The organism is Solwaraspora sp. WMMD791 (assembly GCF_029581195.1).
Taxonomy (GTDB): Bacteria; Actinomycetota; Actinomycetes; order Mycobacteriales; family Micromonosporaceae; genus Micromonospora_E.
On sequence record NZ_CP120737.1, the window covers coordinates 3,292,317 to 3,316,717 of the forward strand.

The 24,401-nt window shown below is 71.0% G+C and carries 23 protein-coding genes; 16 read left to right on the plus strand and 7 right to left on the minus strand.

The window, feature by feature from the left end; all coding sequences use genetic code 11:
• Positions 1-11 precede the first annotated feature (11 nt).
• The 6 genes from O7623_RS14440 to O7623_RS14465 all read right to left on the minus strand — a co-directional run bounded on the left by O7623_RS14440 (position 12) and on the right by O7623_RS14465 (position 7,984).
• Entirely contained in the window at positions 12-2,048 is a 2,037-nt protein-coding gene (locus tag O7623_RS14440; RefSeq protein ID WP_282229137.1) for a beta-galactosidase, read from the minus strand.
• On the minus strand, positions 2,045-2,734 hold the full coding sequence (locus O7623_RS14445; RefSeq protein ID WP_282229138.1) for a DUF624 domain-containing protein: 690 nt from the start codon (positions 2,732-2,734) through the stop codon (positions 2,045-2,047). Before O7623_RS14445 ends, O7623_RS14440 begins: the two co-directional genes overlap by 4 nt.
• On the minus strand, positions 2,731-4,257 hold the full coding sequence (locus O7623_RS14450) for a xylan 1,4-beta-xylosidase (protein WP_282229139.1): 1,527 nt from the start codon (positions 4,255-4,257) through the stop codon (positions 2,731-2,733). The genes O7623_RS14445 and O7623_RS14450 overlap by 4 nt, the downstream gene beginning before the upstream one ends.
• Positions 4,258-4,348: 91 nt before the next feature.
• The gene (locus O7623_RS14455; RefSeq protein WP_282229140.1) at positions 4,349-5,998 is read right to left on the minus strand and encodes an extracellular solute-binding protein; all 1,650 of its coding nucleotides are present in this window, start codon (positions 5,996-5,998) and stop codon (positions 4,349-4,351) included.
• A gap of 64 nt (positions 5,999-6,062) precedes the next feature.
• A complete protein-coding gene (locus O7623_RS14460) occupies positions 6,063-6,989 on the minus strand; it encodes a carbohydrate ABC transporter permease (protein ID WP_282229141.1) in 927 nt (308 codons plus the stop codon).
• Positions 6,986-7,984 (minus strand): ABC transporter permease subunit, encoded by a 999-nt coding sequence (locus tag O7623_RS14465; RefSeq protein WP_282229142.1) that lies wholly within the window; start codon positions 7,982-7,984, stop codon positions 6,986-6,988. Before O7623_RS14465 ends, O7623_RS14460 begins: the two co-directional genes overlap by 4 nt.
• A gap of 299 nt (positions 7,985-8,283) precedes the next feature.
• Between O7623_RS14465 and O7623_RS14470 the strand changes: the two genes are divergently transcribed.
• The 3 genes from O7623_RS14470 (at position 8,284) to O7623_RS14480 (ending at position 10,943) form a co-directional block, all read left to right on the plus strand.
• Positions 8,284-9,375: a LacI family DNA-binding transcriptional regulator gene (locus O7623_RS14470; protein ID WP_282229143.1), complete on the plus strand. Its 1,092-nt coding sequence runs from the start codon at positions 8,284-8,286 to the stop codon at positions 9,373-9,375.
• Positions 9,376-9,393: 18 nt separating this feature from the next.
• Entirely contained in the window at positions 9,394-10,386 is a 993-nt protein-coding gene (locus O7623_RS14475) for an acetylxylan esterase (RefSeq protein ID WP_282229144.1), read from the plus strand.
• Between the two features lie 287 nt (positions 10,387-10,673).
• On the plus strand, positions 10,674-10,943 hold the full coding sequence (locus tag O7623_RS14480) for a LysR family transcriptional regulator (protein WP_282229145.1): 270 nt from the start codon (positions 10,674-10,676) through the stop codon (positions 10,941-10,943).
• A gap of 98 nt (positions 10,944-11,041) precedes the next feature.
• Here the strand turns inward: O7623_RS14480 and O7623_RS14485 are convergent, their stop codons facing one another.
• A complete protein-coding gene (locus O7623_RS14485; RefSeq protein WP_282229146.1) occupies positions 11,042-11,398 on the minus strand; it encodes a hypothetical protein in 357 nt (118 codons plus the stop codon).
• 51 nt (positions 11,399-11,449) lie between these two features.
• Here O7623_RS14485 and lxmK point away from each other — a divergent pair, with 51 nt between their 5' ends.
• The 13 genes from lxmK to O7623_RS14550 all read left to right on the plus strand — a co-directional run bounded on the left by lxmK (position 11,450) and on the right by O7623_RS14550 (position 24,298).
• Positions 11,450-12,550, plus strand: a complete 1,101-nt coding sequence (gene lxmK / locus O7623_RS14490; RefSeq protein WP_282229147.1) for a class V lanthionine synthetase subunit LxmK — start codon at positions 11,450-11,452, stop codon at positions 12,548-12,550.
• Complete coding sequence (locus tag O7623_RS14495; protein WP_282229148.1) at positions 12,547-13,530, plus strand: T3SS effector HopA1 family protein; 984 nt, start codon at positions 12,547-12,549, stop codon at positions 13,528-13,530. Before lxmK ends, O7623_RS14495 begins: the two co-directional genes overlap by 4 nt.
• Positions 13,531-13,649: 119 nt before the next feature.
• Positions 13,650-13,838 (plus strand): hypothetical protein, encoded by a 189-nt coding sequence (locus O7623_RS14500; RefSeq protein WP_282229149.1) that lies wholly within the window; start codon positions 13,650-13,652, stop codon positions 13,836-13,838.
• 70 nt (positions 13,839-13,908) lie between these two features.
• Entirely contained in the window at positions 13,909-14,097 is a 189-nt protein-coding gene (locus O7623_RS14505) for an LxmA leader domain family RiPP (RefSeq protein ID WP_282229150.1), read from the plus strand.
• 79 nt (positions 14,098-14,176) lie between these two features.
• Positions 14,177-15,193, plus strand: a complete 1,017-nt coding sequence (locus tag O7623_RS14510; protein ID WP_282229151.1) for a methyltransferase — start codon at positions 14,177-14,179, stop codon at positions 15,191-15,193.
• Between the two features lie 30 nt (positions 15,194-15,223).
• Positions 15,224-17,068 carry an ABC transporter ATP-binding protein gene (locus O7623_RS14515; RefSeq protein WP_282229152.1) on the plus strand — a complete coding sequence of 615 codons (1,845 nt, stop codon included), beginning with the start codon at positions 15,224-15,226 and terminating at the stop codon, positions 17,066-17,068.
• The gene (locus O7623_RS14520) at positions 17,065-18,030 is read left to right on the plus strand and encodes an LLM class flavin-dependent oxidoreductase (RefSeq protein WP_282229153.1); all 966 of its coding nucleotides are present in this window, start codon (positions 17,065-17,067) and stop codon (positions 18,028-18,030) included. Before O7623_RS14515 ends, O7623_RS14520 begins: the two co-directional genes overlap by 4 nt.
• A complete protein-coding gene (locus O7623_RS14525) occupies positions 18,027-18,698 on the plus strand; it encodes a flavoprotein (RefSeq protein WP_282229154.1) in 672 nt (223 codons plus the stop codon). Before O7623_RS14520 ends, O7623_RS14525 begins: the two co-directional genes overlap by 4 nt.
• Positions 18,695-19,585 (plus strand): phosphotransferase, encoded by an 891-nt coding sequence (locus O7623_RS14530; RefSeq protein WP_282229155.1) that lies wholly within the window; start codon positions 18,695-18,697, stop codon positions 19,583-19,585. Before O7623_RS14525 ends, O7623_RS14530 begins: the two co-directional genes overlap by 4 nt.
• An 8-nt stretch (positions 19,586-19,593) precedes the next feature.
• Positions 19,594-22,257, plus strand: coding sequence for a M16 family metallopeptidase (locus O7623_RS14535; RefSeq protein WP_282229156.1), 2,664 nt, complete (start codon positions 19,594-19,596; stop codon positions 22,255-22,257).
• A 43-nt stretch (positions 22,258-22,300) separates the two neighbouring features.
• On the plus strand, positions 22,301-22,759 hold the full coding sequence (locus O7623_RS14540) for a hypothetical protein (protein WP_282229157.1): 459 nt from the start codon (positions 22,301-22,303) through the stop codon (positions 22,757-22,759).
• Positions 22,756-23,073, plus strand: a complete 318-nt coding sequence (locus O7623_RS14545) for a transcriptional regulator (protein ID WP_282229158.1) — start codon at positions 22,756-22,758, stop codon at positions 23,071-23,073. Before O7623_RS14540 ends, O7623_RS14545 begins: the two co-directional genes overlap by 4 nt.
• Positions 23,074-23,137: 64 nt before the next feature.
• The gene (locus O7623_RS14550) at positions 23,138-24,298 is read left to right on the plus strand and encodes a nucleotide disphospho-sugar-binding domain-containing protein (RefSeq protein ID WP_282229159.1); all 1,161 of its coding nucleotides are present in this window, start codon (positions 23,138-23,140) and stop codon (positions 24,296-24,298) included.
• Positions 24,299-24,401: the final 103 nt, after the last annotated feature.

Genomic DNA, 24,401 nt, shown 5'->3' on the forward strand with positions numbered 1-24,401 from the left:
GGTCCGACCAGCTAGTCGTCCTCGCGCAGCACGAGTACGCCGTACCGGTCCAGGCGCAGCGGCGCGCCGGCGGTGACCTGCTCCCCGGTCAACAGGTCGACCCCGTCGGCGCAGGCCGACAGCTCGACCGGTTCCTCGCCGTGGTTGAGCAGGAACCGGATCCGGGTGCCGTCCGGGGTGACCCGCACCGTGGACTCCAGCTCCGGCACCTCGGCGTACGGGCCGAGCAGCCCGTGCCGGTCGAGGATCCGGCGGACCACCCAGGACACCCCGGCCTGGTCGAGCCCGGTGGCCACGTACCAGCCTTCGCCGGCACCGAAGCGGTTGCGGGTGACCGCCGGGGTGCCGGCGTAGAAATCGGCCTGATAGGTGCCGACCACCTCGGCCCCCTGCGGGAGGACCAGTTCGAACAGCAGGGTCGCGTCGGCGACGATCGGCTCCGCGCCGTCCACCGTCAACGCCACCGGGTTGACCACGTCGGCGTCGCGGGCGTCCCACTCGTCGATCCGGATTCCCATCAGCGGTGCCAGCGGCCCCGGCACGTCGGCCAGGAACGCCTGGTCGTTCTCGTCGACCCGCCCGGACAGGTAGGTTCCCAGCACGGTGCCACCCTGCTGGGCCACCTCCGCCAGGCGGGCCGCGAGATCGTCTCTGACCATGTGCAGGGCCGGCGCGAGCACCACGTCGTAGCCGGTCAGGTCGGCGGTGACCGGGACGACATCGACGTCGATCCCGGCGTCCCACAGCGCCCGGTGGTACGCGAGCATCACCTGCTGGTAGCGGACCAGCCGGGACGGGCCGTCAGAGATCTCCAGCGCCCACCAGCTGTCCCAGTCGAACAGGATCGCCACCTGGGCGGGAGTGCGCGCGCCGAGGGTCGCCCCGCCGAGCCGGTCCAGCTCGGCACCGAGCGCGGCCACCTCGGTGAAGACCCGGGTGTCGGCGCGGCCGGCGTGGCCGATCACCGCCCCGTGGTACTTCTCGCTGGCGCCCCGGCCGGCCCGCATCTGGAAGTAGAGAACCGCGTCGGCGCCGTGCGCCACCGCCTGCCAGCTCCACAGACGCAGGATCCCGGGACGTTTGAGCGGGTTGACGTCGCGGCAGGCGGTGACGCTCGGTGTCTGCTCCATCAGCCAGAACGGCTGGCCGCCCTTGAGCCCGCGCATCAGGTCGTGGGTGAGCGCCATCCGGGCCGCCGACCGGTCGTCGGGCGGATAGTTGTCCCAGGACACGAAGTCCAGGTGCTCGGCCCACCGGTGGTAGTCGATCGGCCGGTACATGCCCATGAAGTTGGTGGTCACCGGGACGTCGGGGCTGGCTTCGCGGATCGCCGCCTTCTCGTCGACGAAGTTGGCGAGCATCGCGTCCGACATGAACCGCAGGTAGTCGAGGGTGATGCCCTGGAAGGCGGTGTGGTCGGGTCCGCGCCAGTGTTCGGTCAACGCCGACGGTGGCTCGATCTGGCCCCATTCGGTGAAGGTGTGCGACCAGAAGGTGGTGTACCAGGCGGCGTTGAGCGCGTCGAGGCTGCCGTACCGCTCCCGCAGCCAGAGCCGGAAGTTGGCGGCGCACAGTTCGCAGTAGCAGGCCCCGCCGTACTCGTTGTTGACGTGCCAGGCGACCAGGCCCGGGGTCCGCGCGTAGCGTTGCGCGACGCGCCGGGCCAGCTCGGTGGAGAGCCGGCGGTACGTCGGCGAGCAGGGGCAGGAGTTGTGCCGTTGGCCGAACCGGTGCCGGCGGCCGGAGAAGTCGACGCGGGTCACGTCGGGGTGGGCGCGGGCCATCCAGGCGGGGTGGGCGGCGGTGCCGGTGGCAAGGCAGATCTGCCGGCCTTCGGCGACCGCCCGCTCGACGATGCGGTCGAACCGGGAGAAGTCATACACCCCGGGTCCGGGCTGGTGCAGACCCCAGGTGAAGACCCCGATGGTGACGGTGTCGATCCGGGCGGCGTCGAACAGCCGGTAGTCGTCCTTCCAGACGTCCTCGGGCCACTGTTCCGGGTTGTAGTCGCCGCCGTACGGGATCTTCGCGACGTCGGGCAGCGTCACCGGACGAACTCCTTCTCGATCGCCGTGGTCATCGGCCGGCTGGTGCGCAGCAGCAGCAGGGTCAGCACCGAACCGGCCAGCGCCAGCACCGCCTCCGAGGTGTACGCGGTGGTTCCGGCCGCCACCACCGTCAGCGCCAGCACCCCGAGGGAGGTGCTCGGCGTACGGGTCAGGAAGTGCGCGGCGAGCCGGGCCACGTCCCGGGTGCGGAACGCGAACAGCGAGGTGATCACCAAAGCGGTACCGCCCCACACCGTCGCCGCCACCGCGATCAGCACCAGCAGCACCGCCCACCAGGTCGGTACGCCGGCCGCGTCGAAGTAGGCCAGGTTGACCGCGACGACGGTCAGCCCGGCCAGCAGCGGCAGCCAGAGCCGCAGCGTCCCGCCGAAGTTGGTGCGGTAGCCGCGCCAGAAGTCGGCGGCCGGGTTCAGGTCGGTGATGTCCGGGCGGTGCTGGGCGAGGGCGTACAGGGCGGCGGACAGTGCCGGGCCGAGCGGCACCGCGCAGAGCGCGTACAGCGGGATGTTGCTGGGGTCGCGGGCCAGCAGCAACGCCGGCACCAGTCCGGGCAGGACACCTGCGAGCAGCAGCAGCTCGACGACGATCAGCCGGTAGACGATGGCGGCGACCCGCGACAGCGGCCCGGTGCCGAACTGCCGCTGCGCGGCGACGAGGTCGTTCATGCCGGGCCGTCCCCGCCGAGCAGGCGCCGGTCGTCGCACCACGGTGGGGTCTGGTCGACCACCGGGGTGATCTCGACCAGGGTGACCTCGTGCCGGGCGAGGGTCAGGTCGACCTCGGCGCGGCCGTCGACGACCGGCAGGGCGCGGTGGCGGCGGGCCGGTTCGGCGGCGGTCCGCAGCGCGTCGAGCTGGGCGGGCCGGGGTGAGCGGGGGCGGCCCATTTCGCACCAGGCCCGCCAGGCGTTGCCGTCCTCGTCGCTGACCGACGAGCGCAGCAGGAAGGCCGACCCGGCCGGCGCGGCGACCGGCACCGACAGCTGCACGGTGTGCCGCTGCGGCGAGCGGTCCAGGTCGGTGACGTCGACCGGCGCCCAGGCCAGCACGGTGACCCGGCCGTCGGTGTCGTCGCGGGTGACCAGGTGGTCGGCGCCCCGGGCGAGCACCTGTCGGCCCATCCGGGCCAGGAAGGCGTACAGGTGGTAGGTGGGTTTCCTGATCTGCCGGTGGGTGAGCAGGCCGAAGCCGCCGTGGAAGATCGCGGCCGGGATGCCGACCTCCTCGAAGACGTCGCTGAACGTCCAGTAGGAGAACGAGTCGACCAGGTCGCCGCCGGCCGCGACGACCGGTGCCAGGTAGGCGGCGTGGAACGCGGTGTCGTGGATCGGGTTGTCCGGCCGGTAGGAGGAGTTGAACTCGGTGATGTGCACCGGCAGGTCGGCCAGGGCGGTGCCGGCCAGGTGTTTGCGCGGGCTGGCGAACTGTTCCAGCAGGTGGTCGGCGGGCATCAGCGTCTGGTGGGTGCCGAACGGCACGTGCTGGGCCGGCCCGGAGGTGTACGCGTGGCGGCTGACGAAGTCGACCGGCACGCCGCGGTCGGTGACGTACTCGGCGAACGGCACCAACCAGTCGTCGGCGCCGGGTGAGATGGCCGGACCGCCGACCTGCAGGCCGGCGTCGACGTCCTTGACGGCGTGCGCGGTCACCTCGTACAGCCGGTGGTAGGCGGCCTGGTCGGCGCCTTGCCAGAAGATGTCCAGGTTGGGTTCGTTCCACACCTCGATCGGCCAGGTACGGACCTGCTCGAGGCCGTACCGGTCGACGAGGTTGCCGATGGTGGCGCGGACCAGGTCGGCCCATTCGGTCTCGGATCGTGGTGGGGTGACGTTGCCGCGCCACCAGAAGACAGTCTGGTCGCCGGAGGCGAGCGCATCGGGCATGAAGCCGAGCTCGATGAAGGGGGCGATGCCGAGGTCGAGGTAGGCGTCGACGATCTGGTCGGCGTAGGTGAACGAGTGGTGCACGCCGCGCCGGCCGGCGTGTTCGTACGGGCGGTGGATGCCGACACCGTCGCTGAGCAGCCCGTGACCCCGGATGTAGCGGAAGCCGATCTCCCGCTGCACCAGGGCGAGGGATTCCTGGTAGTCGCGGCGCAGCGCCAGGTCGAGTCGACCGGTGCCGACGCAGGCGCGCCAGGCGTCCGGCAGGACGCCGCTGCTCTGCTCGGGAACGACGGTCCGGGGCATCCGTACTCCTGTTCCGGGTGCTGGTGCGGTGCCGGGGTGCCGGTCGTGTCCTCGTCCCGGACCCGACCGGCACCCCTGGTGGTGCCTGGGGTCAGCCGTGCTCTTCCTTGTACCGCTGGTAGGCCCCGTTGACGAGGTCGATGTACTGCTGGGCGTTCTTGCCCTCGACCTCGGTGACGTAGGCGTCCCATTCGGACAGGTCCCGCTGGCCGAGGATGAACTGCAGGGTCTGCTGCTGGACGTAGTCCTTCAGCGGGGTCTCCCAGAGAGTGGCCTGCTCGCGCTCCTCCTCGCTGAACGGCCGTGGCGGGGACACCGGCAGGGTCTCCTTCTGCCCCATCGCCTCCTGGAACTTCAACTCCTCTTCGGAGAAGGTGGACTGCAGCAGGTCGGTGGTGCCGCCGTAGGCGAAGACGCCGTTGCTGAAGCCGAAGTCCTTCTGCAGGTGCTTGCTGCCGTCGGGGTTGAGCCCGATGAAGTCGATGTCGGCGTCGAGAACCCGCTTGCCGTCGGCGTCGGTGGTGTAGGTGACCCCTTCGATGCCCCACTTGGCGAATTCCTGGCCCTCGTCGGAGTACCAGAGCCAGTCGATGAACTGCATCATCGCTACGAAGTTCTCGCTCTCGCGCGCCTCGCTGGAGATCATGATGCCGTTCTCCAGGCGGGACCCGGCCTTCACCGAGCCGACGTCACTGTCCGGCCGGGTGATCTTGGAGATGGTGGCGTTCGGGTTGTTCTGCGCCAGCGCCGGCCGGTAGTCGTTCACCAGGGTCTGCGCGTTGGTGCTGATGACGAACGACTTGCCGGTGGCGAGCTTCTGGATCGCGGTGTCGTCGTCCTGGGTCACGCTCTCCGGGTCGAGAAGTCCCTCGTCGACCAGCGAGTGCAGGAACTCCACCATCTCCTTGTACTCCGGCATGGTGCCGGTGAAGACGAACTCCTGGGCCTCGCGGTCGAAGGTGGCGTTCTGGTAGCCCCAGCCACCCATCGTGTCGTAGCCGTACGACGGGCCGATGATGTTCTGCAGCGCACCCAGCGGGGTGGGGATGCTCCACCGGTCCGACATCGGGTAGACGTCGGGGTAGGCAGCCTTCATCGCCCGCAGCATGTCCCGGAACTCGTCCCAGGTGGCCGGCTCCTCGAGGCCGAGTTCGGCGAGGATGTCGGTGCGCACGGCGATCGTGTAGTCGGTCCAGACGTCCTCGTGCAGGCCGGGCAGCAGGTAGAACTTGCCGTCCTGCTGGCGAAGCGAGTCGATGTCACCCTGCAGGTTCCACTTGGCGACCTTGTCCTGGAAGTGCGGCATCAGATCGATGTAGTCGCTGACCGGCAGGATCGCGCCGCTGGAGACGTACGCCGACTCTTGGCCGGGGTAGGTCTTCGGAATGATGAACGGCGCGTCGCCGGCGCCGATCAGCAGGCCGCGCTTCTGCTCGTAGTCGCTCAACGGCACCTCGACCGTTTCGAGCGACACGTTGGTCCGCTTGGCCAACTCCTCCCAGAACAGCCACTCCTTGTCGATCTGGTAGTTGGGGTGGTTGTTGTAGAGCAGGGAGAAGCTCAGTGCCTCGGTGGCGGTGAACTGGTCACCGACGCCGTAGCTCTCCATGGCGCCGACCCTGTTGCCGTCCAGGTCCTCGGCATCGGACTCGGCGTCGCCGCCGCAGGCGGCGACGCCGAGTGAGAGGGCGAGCAGCCCGGCGGCGGCCGCTGCGTAGCGGCGCCGGGATCGTGTGAGCATCGGACTTCCTTTCGGTGCGTGGGGATAGGCATTCAGGTGAATGGGGCGATCCTGTCCCGCAGCGCTATCCCTTGACGGCGCCGAGCATGATGCCGGATACGAAGTAGCGCTGGATGAAGGGGTACACCATGATGATCGGAAGAACGGTCAGGATGATGGTGACGGACTGGATGTTCGCGGCGGCCTGCGCGAGGCTGTCGCTACTGCTTCCGGTGGAGGTGGCGGTGGTGGCCCCGGCGATCAGGTTGCGGAGGTAGACGGTCACCGGGAACAGTTCGGAGCGGTCCATGTAGAGGAACGCGGAGAACCACGAGTTCCAGAACGAGACCGCGTAGAAGAGCACCATCGTGGCGATGATCGCCTTCGACAGCGGGATGACGATGCGCCAGAGGATGCCGTACGTGTTGAGCCCGTCGACGGCGGCGGCCTCCTCCAGTTCGGTCGGCAGGCTTTCGAAGAAGGCCTTCATCACCAGCAGGTTGAACACGTTGATCGCGTTGGGCAGCACGATCGCCCAGATGCTGTTCTTCAGTCCGAGGCTGGTGATCAGTACGTAGTTGGGGATCAGTCCGCCGGAGAAGAACATGGTGAACACGGCGATGCCGACCAGCATGCCGCGACCCTTGAGGTCCTTCTTCGACAACACGTACGCGTAGCAGGTGGTCAGCACGATCGAGATGACGGTGGCGACCAGGGTGTAGACGATGGTGTTGCGGTAGTTGGTCCAGAACATCGAGTCGGACATCACCAGCCGGTAGGTGTCCAGGTTGAACCCGCGCGGCACGATGCTGACCTGGCCGGAGCGGATGTAGCCCTCCTCGCTGAGCGAGCGGGCGACGATGTTGGCGAACGGGTAGAGCGTGACGATCACGACGGCGGTCAGGATGACCGTGTTGACGATCCGGAAGATCCGGTAGCCACGGGTGTCGTCGGGGCGGCGCGGCCGACGGCGGTCCGACCCGAACAACTTGCGGGAGGTGTCGACGGTCACCACAGGCTCGTCCCTACTGCGCGGCGGGCGATCAGGTTGGCCGACAGCACCAGGGTCAGCCCGATCAGTGCCTCGAACAGGCCGATGGCGGCGGCGTAGCTGAAGTTGCTGGAGACCACGCCCATCCGGTAGAGGTACGTCGATATGACGTCGGCGGTCGGATAGGTCAGCGGGTTGTAGAGCAGCAGGATCTTCTCGAAGCCGACCGCCATGAAGGTGCCGATGTTCAGGATCAGCAGCGTGACCATGGTGGGCCGGATGCCGGGCAGCGTGACGTGCCAGGTCTGCCGCCACCGGTTCGCGCCGTCGATCCGGGCGGCCTCGTAGAGGTCCTCGTCGATCGTGGTGAGCGCGGCGAGGTACAGGATCGTCCCCCAGCCGACGGTCTGCCACACCTCGGACGAGACATAGATGGTGCGGAACCAGCCCGGCTGCTGCAGGAACGGGATGGCCTCGCCGCCGAGGGACCGGATCATCGTGTTGACCGTGCCGTCGATCGACAGGATCTGCATCACCATCGCCGCGACGATCACGATCGACAGGAAGTGCGGCAGGTACGACACCGACTGGACGAAGCGCTTCCACCGCCGGGCCCGGACCTCGTTGAGCAGCAGCGCCAGGACGATCGGCAGCGGGAAGACAATGACCAGGGTGAGTGTGCCGAGAATCAGGGTATTGGTGAAAACCTGCCAGAAGGTCGGGTCGGCGAAGAACATCCGTACGTAGCGGAGGCCGACCCAGTACTCGCCGAAGACACTGCCGCCGGGCTGGAACCGGCGGAAGGCGATGACGTTGCCGAGCATCGGCAGGTAACGGAAGATCAGGAAGAACAACAACGGCAGGACGATCAGCGAGTAGAGCTGCCAGTCGCGCCGCAGCGCGCGACGCCAGGTACGCGATCGGGGTCGGCTCCGACCCCGCCGGGGCAGGTCGTCGACGGGCGGCAGGGGCACCTGCGCCTGCGGTGACGCATCGACCGCGCTGGGTGTGCTCATCCCAGTCGCCACCCCTCATGTCCGGTGCGCGGCGGGCTCCCTCCGGGCAGCAGGAGACACCCCGACGCGACACGAAACTCGAAACTTTCGGAAATAGGCGCGTTACCTTGCGGGGAACCTAGATTCCCCGGCATCGTTGTGTCAAGGGTCGCCGAACCGGACCTTCAACTGCATAGAGTGTGTGCGGGGTCGTCCGGGAGGTCTCATCGTCGTACGCACACCACGCCTTCGGGCCGGCTGAACCGAGTCCACCAGCAGGATGAGCTCCGGAAGTTTCGGTAACTTTTCGTGAGGTACGCATGACAGAGGCACCACCGGCCACCCCGCCGCCACCAGCCGGTCCACCGACCCGCGCATCGGACGACGCTGGCGGGCAGCCCTCCCCGGCCACCATCGCCACCATCGCCGACGAGGTCGGCGTCTCGGTCACCACTGTATCCAAGGTTCTCAATGGTAAATCGGACGTCGCGCCGCAGACCAGGGCCCGGGTCGAGGCAAGTCTCGATCGACACCAGTACCGTCGGCGGGCCCGTCGCCCACCGATCCGCACTGATCAGCTCGACCTGGTCTTCCACCAGTTCGACTCGCTCTGGGCAATGGAGATCATCAAAGCGGTCGAAACGGTGGCCAGCGCCGCCGGAATCGGCCTGCACCTGAGCCAGCTCGGCGGCCGGCACACACCGCCGGACCAGTGGCTGGACGCGACCCTGGCCCGTCGGCCACTCGGGGTGCTCTTCGTGCTCTGCCACCTCAGCGAACGGCATCGGGACCTGCTGGCCCGCCAGCTGATCCCGTTCGTGGTGATCGACACCGACAGCGCGACCTCGGCCTCGGTGCCGACGGTCGGCTCGAACAACTGGAACGGCGGGCTCATCGCCACCCGGCACCTGCTGCAGCTGGGCCACCGGCGGATCGCGATCATCTCCGGTCCCAGTGACGTGCTGTGTGCGCAGGCCCGTACCGCCGGATTCCGGTCGGCCCACGACGAAGCCGGCCTGCCGGTCCCGGCCGACCTGATCCGGCACGGCGACTTCTATGTGGACGCTGGCTTCGCGCACGGCATGGCGCTGCTGGACCGGCCGGACCGGCCGACCGCCATCTTCGCCGGCTCGGACATGCAGGCGCTGGGGGTGCTGCGGGCCGCCCGGCAACTCGGCCTGGACGTGCCCGGCGACCTGTCCGTGATCGGCTACGACAACGTGCCGGTCGCCGCCTGGACGGTCCCCGCCCTGACCACGGTCCATCAACCGCTGCGCGACATGGCCGGTACCGCCGCCCAGATGCTGCTCGACCTGGCCCGTGGCGCCGAGTTGTCGACCAGCCGGATCGACCTGGTCACCGAGCTGGTGATCCGGGAGAGCACCGCCCCGCCCGCCCCCCGCCTGATCTGAGCGTGAAGAGGAGGACGAATGCCCCAGTTCGACCTGCCGTTGGCCCAGCTGCGCTCCTACGCCCCGGTGGTGCCGGAGCCGGACGACTTCGACACCTTCTGGAAGTCCACTCTAGACGAGGCGGCCCCGCACGAGATCCTGGTCGACGTCCGGCCGGAGCCGACCGACCTACGGTTGTTCGACACGTGGCAGGTGACCTTCACCGGATTCGGCGGCGACCCGGTCCACGCCTGGTACACCCGCCCGGTCGGGATCGACACCGCGCTGCCGGCCGTCGTGGAGTACCTCGGCTACGGGCGCGGGCGTGGCCTGCCGCACGAGCGGCTCACCTGGCCCGCCGCCGGCTACGCCCATCTGCTGATGGACTCCCGCGGCCAGGGTGACCAGTACGGCAACGGCGGCGACACCCCCGATCCGCACCCGGTCGGCGTCGGCGGGCCGGGTCCGGTGACCCGGGGCATCACCGAGCCGTCCCGGTACTACTACCGACGGTTGATCACCGACGCCGTACGCGCCGTCACGGCGGTCCGGGCGCTGCCCGGCGTCGACGCGACCCGGGTGACCGCCGCCGGCAACAGCCAGGGCGGGGGCCTGGCCCTCGCCGTCGCCGGCCTGGTCGGCGACCTGGCCGCACTGGTCAGCACCGCGCCGTTCGGCTGCCACTGGCAGCGGGCGATCGAGATCACCGACGACGAGCCGTACGGCGACGTGGCCCGCTATCTGGCGGTGCACCGTGACGCCGAGGCCGCCGTGCGTCACACCTTGTCCTACGTGGATGGCGTGTCGTTCGCCCGCCGGGCGGTGGCGCCCGGGCACTTCGGTGTCGGCCTGCGGGACACCACCTGCCCGCCGAGCACCGTCTTCGCCGCCTACAACCAGTACGGCGCCGGAAATGGTCGCCCGGCACCGCCACCCGCCGAGATCCACGTCTACCCGTTCAACGGCCATGAAGGGGGCGAAGCGGAGCAGGTCCGGCGGCAACTGCGCTGGCTCCGTGCGCTCGTGGGCTGACGACGCATGTGCATTCGCAACCACGGCGGGAACCTGCCGCAGACACCCGTGCAGCGGGCCCGCCACACTCTTCGGTCATCGCAGTCATCAGAGGTGTCATCACTCGTCGACCTGGGACGAAAAGTGGACACAGGCGGATCTAACTGGACATCGCCATTGCGCATTCCGGCAAGCGACGTTGACGAGTCATGAGTCAAGTCATTACGATGACTTTGGCCGATGACAAGATGGTCAGGCCAAACGATGACAAGAAGTCACGCGGTTCAGTTGGACATCGGGGAGTCGATGTGAACGAGCGGGAGTTGCAGGCCTTCGTCGCGGTCGCCGAGCACGGTCGGATGGATCTGGCCGCCAAATCCCTTGGCTACTCACAGCCAGCGGTCAGCTACCAGATCAAGTGTCTGGAGATGGCGCTCGGCACCAAGTTGTTCGTCCGTACGTCGTCCGGTGCGACCCTCACCCGTACCGGGGCACTGGTGCTCCCCTCCGCGCAGGCGGTGCTGACCCTCATGCGTGGGATCAAGGCCACCACCGGGGATCTTGCCCTGGCCGCCTGAGCACCAGCACCAGCAGATACCGCACGGGCCTCCTGGCCCGGCGCGACCACCTCGGTCGTGGAGTGTCACCTCTCCCGAACGAGGCCCGGCCGCCCGGCTCAGGGGGCCCGCTGCGTGCGCCCGGCCGGCTGCGGTCGTCGCATGAGAGTTTTCAAAACGGCCCCCTCCCGCCGCGCCGGGCCTGCCGAACCCGCCTCGACGACGGTCACGACCCCGCTGACCTCGGTCTCGTCACTGGTGACCAGGGTCGCCGCCGCCGCCCGCCAGGGGCCGCCGCCCCCGGCACCCACCCTCACTTCGGACAAATAGCCGCCCGCCGGCAGAAACGATTTCGATGCACCGGCCGGGCGACACCTTGTCGCCGCAGGACGTTCGTGATTTTCTTCAGTCACGCGATCGACGGCAGGCAACACGACGCCGAAGTTCGGGGAATCCGTCACCACCAATTCAGACACACCAACGGTCTGTATCTTCGTGCCCGCACGAGATCACGAAAGGAGGCGACAATGACCACGAAGCAGGTGACACCGATCGATCTGGACACCGTCCCGGAGATCGATAAGATCCTTGTTGACCTGGGCCTGGGCCCGTTCGACCGGGGCTCGGTGACGTCGCCGATCGGCCGCAACGATGCTTGGCTCGGCGTCACCGCGACCGGGAGAGACGTCTTTGTCAAGAAGCTCACCGGGCACGTCGACGACACAAAGAACCGCATGCGCCGGCTTCTCGGATTCGAGCAGTTCGCGGCTGGGGCACACCTGGAGAATGTCCGCTGGCCGCAGTTCATCGGCAGCGACGAACAACACCGGGTCGTCGTATTCGAACGGGTCGCCGACGCGATCAACGGCGCGGCGCTCATGGTGGACGAGACCTTCACCACGGCACACGCCCGGCAGGTCGGACGGGCCGTCGGTCACCTGCACGCCAGCGCGGTACCGGACGACATCGAGCTGGACGAGTCCACCCCGGCGTTCCCGCCGGTGGCGTTCCTCGAAGGGCTGCCCCTGTCGGTCTTCCTCAAGTCCAGCGCCGGTGAGATCGAGGCGTGGCGGCTGCTGCAGAACGATCCGGAGCTGATCACTGCGGTGACCCGGCTGCGCGACGCCGAGCAGCAGGCACCCCGGGTGCCGTCCCACTGCGATCTGCGGGTCGACCAGTTCCTGATCAGCGACGAACACCTGTTCATCACCGACTGGGAGGAGTTCCGGCTGGCCGACCCGGCCCGCGACGTCGGCGCCTTCGCCGGCGAGTGGATCTACCGGTCGGTGCTGGACCTGGTGACGAACCGAGGCGACGAGGCCTTCGTGGACACCGAGTTCACCCACGATCTCGTGCTGCGGCGCGGCGTCGAGAAGATGCGCCGGCTGCTGCCGCTGGTCCACGAGTTCTGGCAGGCGTACCGGCAGGTCCGCCCGCAGGTCGACGCCGGACTCGCGGTCCGCGCGACCGCGTTCGCCGGCTGGCACCTGCTGGACCGCCTCGTCGCCGGGGCGCTCTCCTCCTCCCGCCTGTCCGCCATCCAGCGCGCCGCCGCCGGCGTCGGCCGGGCCGCGCTGGTCAACCCCGAACGCTTCGCCACCACCCTCGGCTTCGGAGGCGACAAATGACGCTGCACGCCGCACCACCGGCCCGACCGCAGTCACCACCGCCGCACCACCGGCTCGCCGAGTCGGTACGCGAGGCGGTCCGGCAGATCCGGGTCTCGGCGGACCGCACCACCGCCGTCGTCGGCGGCCGCGAGATCACCGCCGGGTTTCCCCGGGAACTGCGCCGGCTGCTCGCCGAGTCGATCTACAACGTGCTGCACTCCGGTCAGCCGGACGGGCAGGTGCCGACCCGGCTGCGCGACGACGCGCTCGAACGCCGGCTCATCGCCGCGGTGCCGCACCGGCAGATCGAGATCCGGGCCGTCGCCCGCTCGGCCGTCGGGCACGACGCCGCCGGCAACCCCCGGATTCTCGTCGAACGCGAAGGCCTGCGGATCTGGGTGCCGCCCACGGCGCTGACCTCGACCCACCACGCACCCGGTGAACCGGTGTCGCTGACGGTGCCGCCATGGCGCGCCGCGCTGTCGCCCGGGTTCTTCCTGGTCGACGGCTCCCGGCAGCGTGACCCCGGCCGGCGGGTACTCCGGGTCTACCTGCACCTGGTCGATGTCGACCACGCGGTGCAGGCCTGGGGGCAGGTGCTGAACCACCTGGAGGCGCACCAGGTGCCGTACCGGGCGAAGGTCCTCTCCGCCCGCGAGCTGTATCCGCGACGCGACGCGATCGTCGTCTACCTCACCGACGATCACGTCCACGTCGCCACCGACCTGGCCGGGCTCGCCCGGACGCTGCCCGGCACCGCACCGCAGACGTCGGTCTTCACCGACCGGCTCGCTCCCGGCGTCGGGACGGCCTGGGAGCCGGTCGACACCGTCGCCGGCCGGCAGGGGCTCAGCTTCGGCCAGCACCGCGCGACTGTCCTGGCCGCCGCGCTCGTCGAGGCCGCCGACGACCTGACCCGGGTGGATCCGCTGATCGTCCAGCGGTTCACCGAGGCCGGCATCGACCCGGCCAACCCGGCCCGCAACCTGGCTGGCTGACCCCGCACTCCGGCAGGACCTGAGCTCGCTCGCTGGGAGGGTCCCCATCGGGCGCTCCCAGTCTGGAGCTCAGTTCCGGCCCTGGGCGACCGTGCCCACCACCACGAAGGAGTCCACAGATGCACACCGAGACCGCCACCACCAAGACCGACGACATCGTCGAGCTCGTCGCCGGCTACGAGACCTACCTCGGCGACAGCGAGGACCTGGACGTCTCCGCCGTCGCGGACGCTCCGGCCACCACCTGGTACTGCGCCAGCGCGGCGGTCAGCTTCCTGACCGCGGTCACCTACGAGGCGACCTGCTGACCCGTACCCCCCGATCGACGTCCGCCACCGTGGCGGACGCGGCAGAAACACCATCCACAAAGGAGGAACGATGCAGGACAAGGCGAACGACATCGAGGAACTGCTCGCCGGCTACGAGACGTACAGCACCGCCGAGGACATCGACGTGTCGGCCGTCTCGGACGCCCCCGCCACCACCTGGGGCTGCGCCGCCGTCACCGCCGGCATCAGCTGGATGAGCGGCCAGGTCGTGTCGAAGACCATCGACGACGGCTGCTGAGCACCGCCCCGTCCCTTCAGCGGTGGGCCGGTGCCGTACCGGCCCACCGCTGGGCCCGACACCCCGTGAGGACGCCCCCATGACTGAGCTCGCGCCGTTCCAGCAACTGTTGACCATGACCGACCTTCTGGTCCCGGCCGCCGTGCGCGCGGCGGCGACGCTCGGGATCGCCGACCACATCGCGGGCGGCGCCACCACACCGGACGAGATCGCCCGGCGCGCCGGGTCCGTCCCCGACGTGACCGCCACGTTGCTGCGCTATCTCGCCGAGATCGGGCTGCTCGACCGCGACGACGACGACACCTACGCCCTGACGCCACTGGCCGAACCGCTGCGCACCGACCATCCGCAGAGTGTCCGCACGATGCTGCGCAACGACGGCATGATCGGTGGCAGCACCCTGGCGCTGCTGCGCCTTGACCACACCGTACGGACCGGTCGGCCCGGCTACGCCGCCGAGTACGGCCGGGACTACTGGGAGGCCGTGAACCACGACCCGGCGTTCGACGCCGAATGGCAGGAGCAGGCCGCCGCGGCGGACCGGGCCGCCGGACAGGCGCTGGCCTGGGACGCCGGCACGGTGGTCACCGGGTACGACTGGAGCACCGTCGACAGCTTCGTCGACGTCGGCGGACACCTGGGCAGCCTGACGCTGGCGCTGGTCCGCGCCCACCCGCACCTGCGTGGCACCCTGGTCGACCTGCGCAACGTCTCGACACAGGCCGGCCGCCGGTTCGCCCGCAGCGAGGTCGCCGACCGGCTGCGAGCGATCGAGGGCAGCTTCTTCGACCCGCTGCCCGCCGGTCACGACGTCTACCTGCTGTCGGCGATCCTGGCCGACTGGTCCGACGACGAGGCCGTACTGATCCTCAAGCGCTGCCGCGAGGCCGCCGGCGACCGGGGCGCGGTGCTGGTCGCCGACATCGCGATGCCGATCAGCGGGCCCGGCGCGGAGCTGCAGTTGCGCTCGATGATGCCCGCCCCGGCCCGCAGCGCCGCACAGATCGAGGAGCTGGCGGCGGCGGCCGGGCTACGGCTGTCCTGGCGCGGCCCCGGCACCGCCGTACGGACCCTGCTCGAGTTCACCACCGCCTGACGACGAGCCTGCCGAACGGAGGGATCCATCGTGAACACCTCAGGACACCCGACGAACCCGCCGCCGGAGCGTCAGCTGCGGCTGCTGCGGGACATGGCCACCCGGCATCCGCTCGCCATCACGGTCATCGGTGCGCTGGCGCTGCTGGCGACCGCGGGCACGCTGGCGTTGCCGTGGGCGGTGGGTCAGCTGATCGCGAACCTCGGTCAGGGTGAGACCGCCCGCTGGACGACGCTGATGATCGCCTTCGGGCTCGGCTCGGCGCTGGCCAACACCCTGGCAACCTTCCTGCTCTCCCGGCTCGGCCAGCAGATGATCTGCCGGCTGCGGGTGCGGACCATGGGCCACGTACTGCGGCTGCCACTGGCCGACGTCCGCCGGGAGGGCAGCGGCAACCTCGTCTCCCGGATCACCGCAGACACCTCCCGGATCAAGAAACTGATCGACGTGGGCCCGATCCAGCTGCCCATCGCCGGCCTCACGGTCGTCGGCACGCTGGTGATCATGGGCCTGCTGGACTGGCGCCTGCTCGTGGTGACCGTCGGCGCCTTCCTCGTCGCGGCCGCCCTGATCGTGCTGGTCGTCAAACGGCTGCGACGCAGCTACGTGGCGGTGCAGGAGAGCACCGGCACGCTCGCCCAGCGCTTCGCGGCGGCGGTCGACGCGGTCAAGGTGATCAAGACGTACCGGGCAGAGCGGAGCGTCACCACCGACCTGGCCGAGAACGCCACGACGGTGGCCCGCCGGGAGATCGACGCGGCCCGGATGGAGGCGTTGATGACCCCGGTGGTGAACCTCGGCCAGCAGATCGCTCTCGTGGCGGTCGTCAGCACCGGTGGCGCGCGGTTGGTCGCAGGTGGACTGAGCCTGGCGGACTTCGTCTCCTTCCTGCTCTACCTGCTGCAGCTGACCGGTCCGTTCATGATGGTGGCGGCCGGGGTGACGGCATTGCGGATGGGCGCGGTGGCCCGGGACCGGTTCACCGGCCTGTTCGCGATGCCGACCGAGGAGTCGGCGGCGCCGACTGGTCTCCCCGCCACCGTCACCGACGGGTCGGCCGCACCCGCCGACAAGCTGGCCACGCCCGCCGACAAGCTGGCCACGCCCATCGGCAGCCTGGCCGCGCCGCCCACGGCCGCCGTCCGGTTCGACCGGGTACGGTTCGGCTACGGCGCCGACCCGGTGCTGTGCGACGTCTCGTTCACGGTGCCACTGCGCGGCCTGACGGCGATGGTCGGGCTCTCCGGTGCCGGGAAGACCACCGCCGTGGAGCTGATCCAGCGCTTCGCCGACGTCGACCGGGGCAGCATCGAGGTGCTGGGGCGCGACGTCCGGCACTGGTCGCTCGCCGAGCTGCGCGGCCGGATCGCCTACGTCGACCAGGCGGCCAGTTCGGTACAGGACACCATCCGGCGCAACCTGACCCTGGGCCGGGCCGACAACGCGTTCTCCGACGGCGAGCTGATGACCGTGCTGCAACAGGTGGGGCTGGCCGAGGAGGTCCGACGACTGCCGGACGGGCTGGACACCGTACTCGCCGGGGACGTCGACCTGTCCGGCGGTCAGCGGCAGCGGCTCGCGATCGCCCGGGCGATGCTGACCGATGCCCCGGTGGTGCTGCTCGACGAGCCGTCGTCGCATCTGGACAGCGTCAACGAAGGAAAGCTGCGCGACCTGGTCGACGAGTTGGCGGCGACCCGCGCCGTCCTGGTGGTCGCGCACCGAATCTCCACGATACGTCACGCCGACCACGTGGTGGTCCTGGAAGCCGGCGAGGTCGTCGGCCAGGGCGGGCACGACGAGCTGCTGCGTGACTGCGCCACCTACACCAACCTGGTCCACGGTCAGATGCTTGCCACGGGAGCCCACCGATGACCGACTTCTCGATCATGATGCCGTTCGCTCCGCAACGACCCGAGCAGATGCTGCCGTTCGCGGCACTCACCCAGTGGAGCCCGGCCGCCTGCCTCTGGCAGGGTCAGGGCAACGTGGGGGACACCCACATCAGTTTCGCCCACGCAGCCGCAGCCGGATTCCGGGTACCGACGGGCACCTCGGTCAACCTGATGCCCTTCCTGCACCCGTACGACGCGGCGCTGCGCGCGCAGACGTTGGCGGCGACCACCGGGAACCGCGTCGTCGCCGGGTTCGGCCCAGGCGGGGCGTCGCTGCAGCGGGGCATCCTGGGGGCACCGTACCGCAGCCAGCTCGGCGCGGTCCGGGAGTACGTGACCGTGGTGCGTTCCCTGCTGGACACCGGCGAGGTACACCACGAGGGCGAGTACTTCACCTGCCGAATGGTGATGGCCCGCTACCCCCGACCACTCGTGGAGATCGGCCTGGGCGTGCTGCGGCCCCGGATGGCGGAGCTCGCCGGCGAGGTCGCCGACGTGGCGATCACCTGGCTGACATCCGCCGCGTACCTGCGGGAGACGCTGGTGCCCGCTCTGCGTCGGGGTGCGCAGCGGGCCGGTCGCCGTCCGCCCCGGCTGGTCGCGATCGTCCCGATGGCCCTGCGCGCCGACGGCCGCGACCCGGTCGAGTTGGCGCTGACCAGCAACTCGGGGCACATGCGACTGCCGCACTACGTGGACATGCTGCAGCGCTCCGGGATCGAAGTGGACATGGCCGCCGATCCCCGGGCCAGTGGCCGGGCGCTCGTCGACGGCGGGGCCTTCCTCTACGGCGACCGCGACGAACTCGCGGTCGCGGTCAAGGAGTTCGTCGCGGCCGGCGCCGACGAGGTGGCCTTCAACATGGCCGGCGTCTGCATGCTGTACGGGGCCCGCCGGACCCTCGGCGAGCTGGAGACGGTCCTGGAAAGTGTGGCGTCATGAGCGTGCCGCCGCCCCTGGAGTTCCTGGACCCGCCGGAGCTGGCGATGCGGCGGCTGCTCTTCGTCGTCACCGGCTCGGCATCGGCCAGCACCGTGCCGACCTGGCTGAACTGGATCCGGGACACGTACCCGCGACTCGACCTGGCGGTGGTGGCGACCCGCAACGCGCTGCGGTTCGTCACCCGCGAGGCCCTTGGCCTGCGCACCAGCCACGAGGTCGTCGTCGACAGCTGGGACGACTGTGTCCGGGCCCGCCACGTCGAGCACGCCGAGTGGGCCGACGCGGTCCTGGTCTACCCGGCGACGCTGCACTTCGTCGCCCGCTTCGCCCTCGGCCTGGCCGACACCCCGACCCTGCTGGCGTTGCAGTGCACCCGCGCCGCGATCGGCCTGGCCCCGGCGCTGCCCCCGGGCGGTCTGGACAGCCCGGCGTTCCAGCGGCACTGGGCCACCCTGGCCGAGCGGGGCAACGTCGCGCTCGTTCCGCCGATGCCGGGCCGCAGTCTGACCACCGGCCGCGACGACGGCTGGGTGTGCCCGCCGTTGCCGGAGGCGTTGCGGCGGTTGGAGCAGCGCCGGCTGAGCCTGGAACCGGAACCGGAACTGGAACCGCCGGCGGCGGCGCTGGCCGGTGCCGGGTCCGCCGACGGCGGCGGGGTGACCGGATGAGTACGGCCGTCGCCGCACCGGTCACCCGCGACTTCGGCACCGGACTGCTGCGTACGCAGGTGCGACCGCTGCCCGACGGTGGCCACCGCTGGCACCGCCGGCCCGGCCCGCTCGCGCCCCGACCGTTCGTGCCGTCCGTCGTCGGCCTGGCCGAGCGGCTCGGCCGGTCGGACGGGTCCGCCCCGGTGCGGTGGGTCGCCGGCCGGGCGAACGGCCCGCAGCGCAGCTACGACGTACGCGGCAACCGCGCGGTGGCCGGCCGGCTGCTGCAGGACGGTCCGACCGACGACCTCGTCGAGCTGCTGCACGGCTACGGCCGCTGTCTGCGTGCCCTGCACGCCGTCGACCCCGACGAGGTCGGGGTCGACGGCGACGGGCCGCCGCGCGGCCTGGCCCGCTTCACGACCTGGTTGGACGGTCGTGCACCACAGCCCCGGGCCGCGTACGCAGAGTCGATGCTGCGTCCCCGGCTCGGCCGTGCGGCGCTGGCCCGGCTGCGCGAGCACACCGGGCGGATCGCGGCGGCCGAGCAGGTGCTGTGCCACGGCGCACCGGGCCTCGGCGCGTTGGTGATCGCCGATCCGGGTCCGGGCGCGGACGCGTTGATCGGTGAGGACCTCTGCCGCGCACCCTGGTGGTTCGACCTCGGCTGGACCCTCGGTGAGCTGATCGAGCTGCAGTGGTACCTCGGTGGGAACCGGTCGGCCTGGCAACGTTTGATCGATGCGCTGCTGCGCGGCTACGGGCGTGACCTCGACGACCGGTGGCGGGACACGGTGGCCCTGCGGGTGCTGCTGCACGTGCACGACTACACGGCCTACGTGGGTTGGGACGCGACGGTGTTCGACAAGTACACCGGGTTCGCCCGTTACCTGCTGTCGCGGTGAGGTGTGCGATGAGCGTACCGACGGGGTACCAACCGCCGCCCGTACTGCTGCGCCGCACCCTGCCGAACGGGTTGCGGGTGGTGCTGGTGGCCCACTGGCCCACCCCGCGGGCCGCGGTGAGTGTCCACTACGGCGTCGGGTTCCGCCACGAAGCGCCCGGCCAGGAAGGGCTGGCGCACCTGGTCGAACACCTGATGTTCCGGGGCAGCGCGAATCTGCCGCCGGGCAGCTTCTACGACACCCTGCACCCGCTCGGTGGGACCGCGAACGGCACCACGCACGCCGACTACACCGACTACTTCCAGGTGGTCCCGGCGCAGGCCGTGGAGCAGGCGTTGTTCCGCGAGGCAGACCGGATGCGCGCCCCGCTGTTCACCGCCGGGGAGTTGGCCAGTCAGCTCGACGAGGTGGGCCGGGAGATCGCCGGGACGCGTGACCGCCGCCCGTACGGCGGTCTGCCGTGGCCGGGCCTGCCGGCGGTGATGTTCCGCTCCTTCGCCAACGCTCACGACGGGTACGGCGACATCGACCAGCTGCGACGGCTGACCGTCGACGACTGTGCCGCGTTCGTCGACGCCACCTACGTACCGTCGCGGGCGGTGCTGACCATCGTCGCCCCCGGCGCGCCGGAGACGGTGTGGCCGCTGGTCGAGCGACACTTCGCCGACATCCCGGACCGGCACCGGCCGACGGTGCCATCGGAGCATGAGCCACCGGCGGCGGCGCGGCGGGTCACCCGGGTGGTGCCGGCGGTCGACCGGGCGGCGGTGGCGCTCGGCTACCGGCTGCCGGATCCGGCGCGGGCGCTGCCGGATCATCTGGCGTACCTGGTGCTGGCCCGGATGGCCAGCGGCTGGCGCGGTCCAGACGGCGCGGCACGGGCCGAGGCCGGCTGTGGCTTCTTCGGGCCGTTGGACGCCCGCGCACCGGACGCGTTGGTGGTGACTTCGGTGCTGGCGCCCCGGCAGCGCCCGGACGATTTCGTGACGGAGCTGACTGCGCGGTGGCGCCAGCTGGCCGACCCGGACCGGCTGGCGACCGCCGCCCACCGGGCCGCGACGGCCGTGGCGGCGACCTACCGCCGTACGCATGCCCGGCTGGATCAGCGGTGTCGTGCGCTGGGCCGGTTCGAGCTGCTGTTCGGCCGGGCCGAACTGGTCGACGAGCTGCCTGGGCTGATCGCGGGCACCTCCGCCGAGCGGGTCGCCCGGGCCGCCCGGGAGGTGGCGGACGCACCGGTGGCCATGCTGGTGCTCGGTCCGCCCGACGTCGCCGCCCCGTCCGCTCCGGCGGCGGTCCCGGCGGCGTTCCCGGTGGCGGTCCCGGCGGCAGGGCCGGAGGCGGAGTCGACGCCGGTCCCGCCGGTCCCGCCGGTCCCGCCGGAAACAGGGTCGACGTCGACCGACGCCGCACCGGTGACAGCTGCCCGGCTGGCCGCACGGTCGGCCGGGCACCGGTCGATGCCGGCGCTGGCCCGACCGGTTGCGCCGAGGCTCGCCGGCGCGCGGCAGGTGCGGTTGCCGACCGGACTGCGGGTGGTCGCCGTACCGGACGACCGCGCCGATCTGGTCGAGCTACGGTTGCGGGTCCCATTGGGCCCGGCCGGGTGGGGTGACCCCGGTCGCGCCGGTGACCTGCTGCGGGTGCTGGCCGCCCGGACCAGTGCCGCCGGACGGGTCGCCGCCGTCGGCGGCGAGCTGCGGCTGGGGCAGGACGGGCAGTGGGCCGACGTGGACGCCTGGGCGCCGACGGGCGGCCTGCCGGAGCTGCTGCGGGTGCTGGCGGACGTGGTGACCCCCGGTGAGCTGCCCCGGTGGCGGCCGCTGCCGGGCGACGGGCCGCCGGCCTCGCCGGCGCGGCGGATGGACGACGCGTTGCGTCGGGTCTGGGCCGGGCGGCCGCCCGTGGTCGCCGCGCCCGACGACCTGACCGCCCTGCACCGGCAGGTCTTCGTGCCGGCCGGTGCGGTCCTGGTGCTGGTGGCGCCGTTGGCGGCCGAAGCGTTGGTGGCCGAGGCGACGGCGGCGCTGGCCGACTGGCGCGGCACCGACACGGGCGGGGCGCCCGGACCCGACACGGCCGCACCGCCGCAGCTGATCGTGGTGCCCGAGCCGGAGGTCGTCGCGGACGGTGGTCAGGTGCATCTCACGCTCTGCGGCCGGGAACCGTCGGGCGGTTCCGCAGAGCCGGCCCGTTACCTCGCGACGGCGCTGCTGGGTGGGCATCCGGCGGCCCGGTTGGCGCAGCGGTGCCGCCGGCTCGGGTACGCCGACGAGGTCATGCTGGCCCGGCGCGACGTACTGGCCGGGCACCGGCGGGCGGCGGTACGGCTGTCGGTGCCCCGGCGGCGGCTGGCGCGCTCGGTCGCCGACGTGCGGGCCGAGGTGCGGGAGCTGATCGGCGTACCGCCCACGGTGGAGGAGTTGACGACGGTCCGCCGGTACTGCGCCGCGCAGCTGTTGACGGCCTTCGACTCGCCGGCGCAGCTGGCCGACGCGCTGCGGCACACCACGGCCGCCGGGCGCGGGCTCGACTGGGTGGTACGCCGGCCGCAGCTCCTGCGTACACCCGATCCACAGCAGGTCAGCGCGGCGGTGGGTGACCTTTTCGGCGACCTGGACCACGTCGTGGTCCTCGGAGCCGGATCCGTTGATCTCGTTGACTTTCCATGAAGGAAACTCTAGACTTTCCTTCATGGAAACAGAAGGAGGAGTCATGGCACAGCTGGACCCACGGCAGGCCCGCGAGGCACTTGCCGGAATCGACGCCGATCGCCAGGATCTCGCCCGCCGCGCCGTCGCACCCTGGTGGTTCCACTCCGGACTCGGCCTCAGCCTGGCGATCGCCTTCGCCTCGGTCTCCCTCGGCTGGGACTGGATTCCGTACGGCGTGATCGTCGGCCTGCTGATCGGACCGATCGTGGTCGCCCAGGCGGCCAACCACGCCACCGGCGTCTCTCTCGACCGACTGCACGCCACCCCGGGCGCCCGCCGGATCAGCATCAAGTTCGGCGCGTCGCTGCCGGTGCTGATCATCGCCGGACTCGGCCTCGAATGGGGCCTCGGGCTGACCGGCGCGATGGCCGCCACCGGCCTGCTCGTCCTGGTGCTCGCCATCGTCGCCGGCCGGGCGATCGACGCGGCGCTGCTGCGGGAACTGGGGCGGACAGCGTGACCACCGGGCTCAACGAGATCATCCATCCCCTGCACCGGCTGCAGATCTGCGCGATGCTGCACCCGGTCGAGTCACTGGCCTTCGCCGCGGTGCGCGATGCGGTGTCCATGAGCGACTCAGCGCTCAGCAAGCAGCTCAAGGTGCTGCAGGAGGCGGGGTACGTCACCGTCCGGAAAGAGCCATTGAATTCTCGAATCCACGCTTGGGTGTCGCTGACCCCGCTCGGTAGAACGGTGTTCACCGCCCACATGGCCGAGCTCCGTCGGGTCGCCGACGCCGCCGTCGACACCGACCACCCGCCCGCCCGGAGCTGACCGGTCGGCCCCGCCCCGGAGCTGACCGGTCGGCCCGCTCGGAGGCTGAAACGGAGGAACGACAGTGACACCCGCCGTCGCGCACATCGCGTTCATGTCGGTCCCGCTGCACGGACACGTGAACCCGATGCTCGGAGTGGCCGCCGAGTTGACCCGGCGGGGACACCGGGTGAGCTTTGCGACCGGCGCCGGCTTCGAGTCGCTGATCGCCGAGACCGGGGCGACAGCCGTGCCGTACCGCTCGGTCCTGCCCGCCGCCGGCCCGGACGGGGCCTGGCTGGCCGCCGACGACGACGGCCGGGCCGCCGCCGCATTGTTCCGCCGGGAACGCGACCACGCGTTGCCGCAGATCGCCACCGCATACGCCGACGATCGACCGGACCTGGTCGTCTACGACACGGTCACCGCGCACGCCCCGGTGCTCGCCGCCCGCTGGCAGGTTCCCGAGGTCCAGTTCTCGCCGACACATGTGTTCCCGCGCGGAAGCGAAGAGCTGATCGGCTCCCCGGTCCGGCTCGCCCCACCCGTCACGCCCTGCGTGGTGGCCATGCCCCGGTCGTTGCAGATCCAGGCGGAGCGGACCGACCCGGCCCACCGCTTCGTCGGTCCCGTGCGGTGGCGGCGCGACGCCGACGGGGACTGGAGCGCACCTCCCGGGCGACGGGTCGCGTTCGTGTCGCTCGGCACGACCTACAACCGTCGTACGGACGTTCTCGCCCGGTGCGCGCACGCCCTGCACGCCGACGGATGGCACGTGGTGGTCGCCACCGGCGGCGACGTCGAACCCGCCCGGCTCGGCGACCTGCCGGCCGGCGTCGAGGTGCACCGGTGGGTGCCCCAGGTGCGGGTGCTCGAACAGGCCTCGGTGTTCGTCACCGCCGGCGGCACCGGCAGCGTCCTGGAAGGGCTCAGCCACGGCGTTCCGCTGGTGGTCGTGCCGCAGGGGGTCGAGCACTTCGTCACCGCCGCCCGGGTCGAGGCCCTCGGCCTGGGCCGGACGGTCCGCCCGGAGGCGTTCTCCGCCGACGCCGTCCGCGACGCGGTCGACGCGGTCGTGACCAGCGACCGGGTCCGCCAGGCGCTCGCGGCGATGCGGGCCGAGATCGAAGCGGCCGGCGGGGCCCGGGCCGCGGCCGACATCGTCGAGGCACACCTACCGGCGGACCGGCGGACCCCCCACCCGGGCGAACATCTGGACCGACACCGGAAAGGACACGCGGCGTGACCACGACAGCGACACCAACGACGGCGACACCGGCACCAGCGGCGCCCGCGACGCCCGCAGCGGCGGACCCCGGAGCGCACGGCCCGGTCACGGCGGTGGTGCA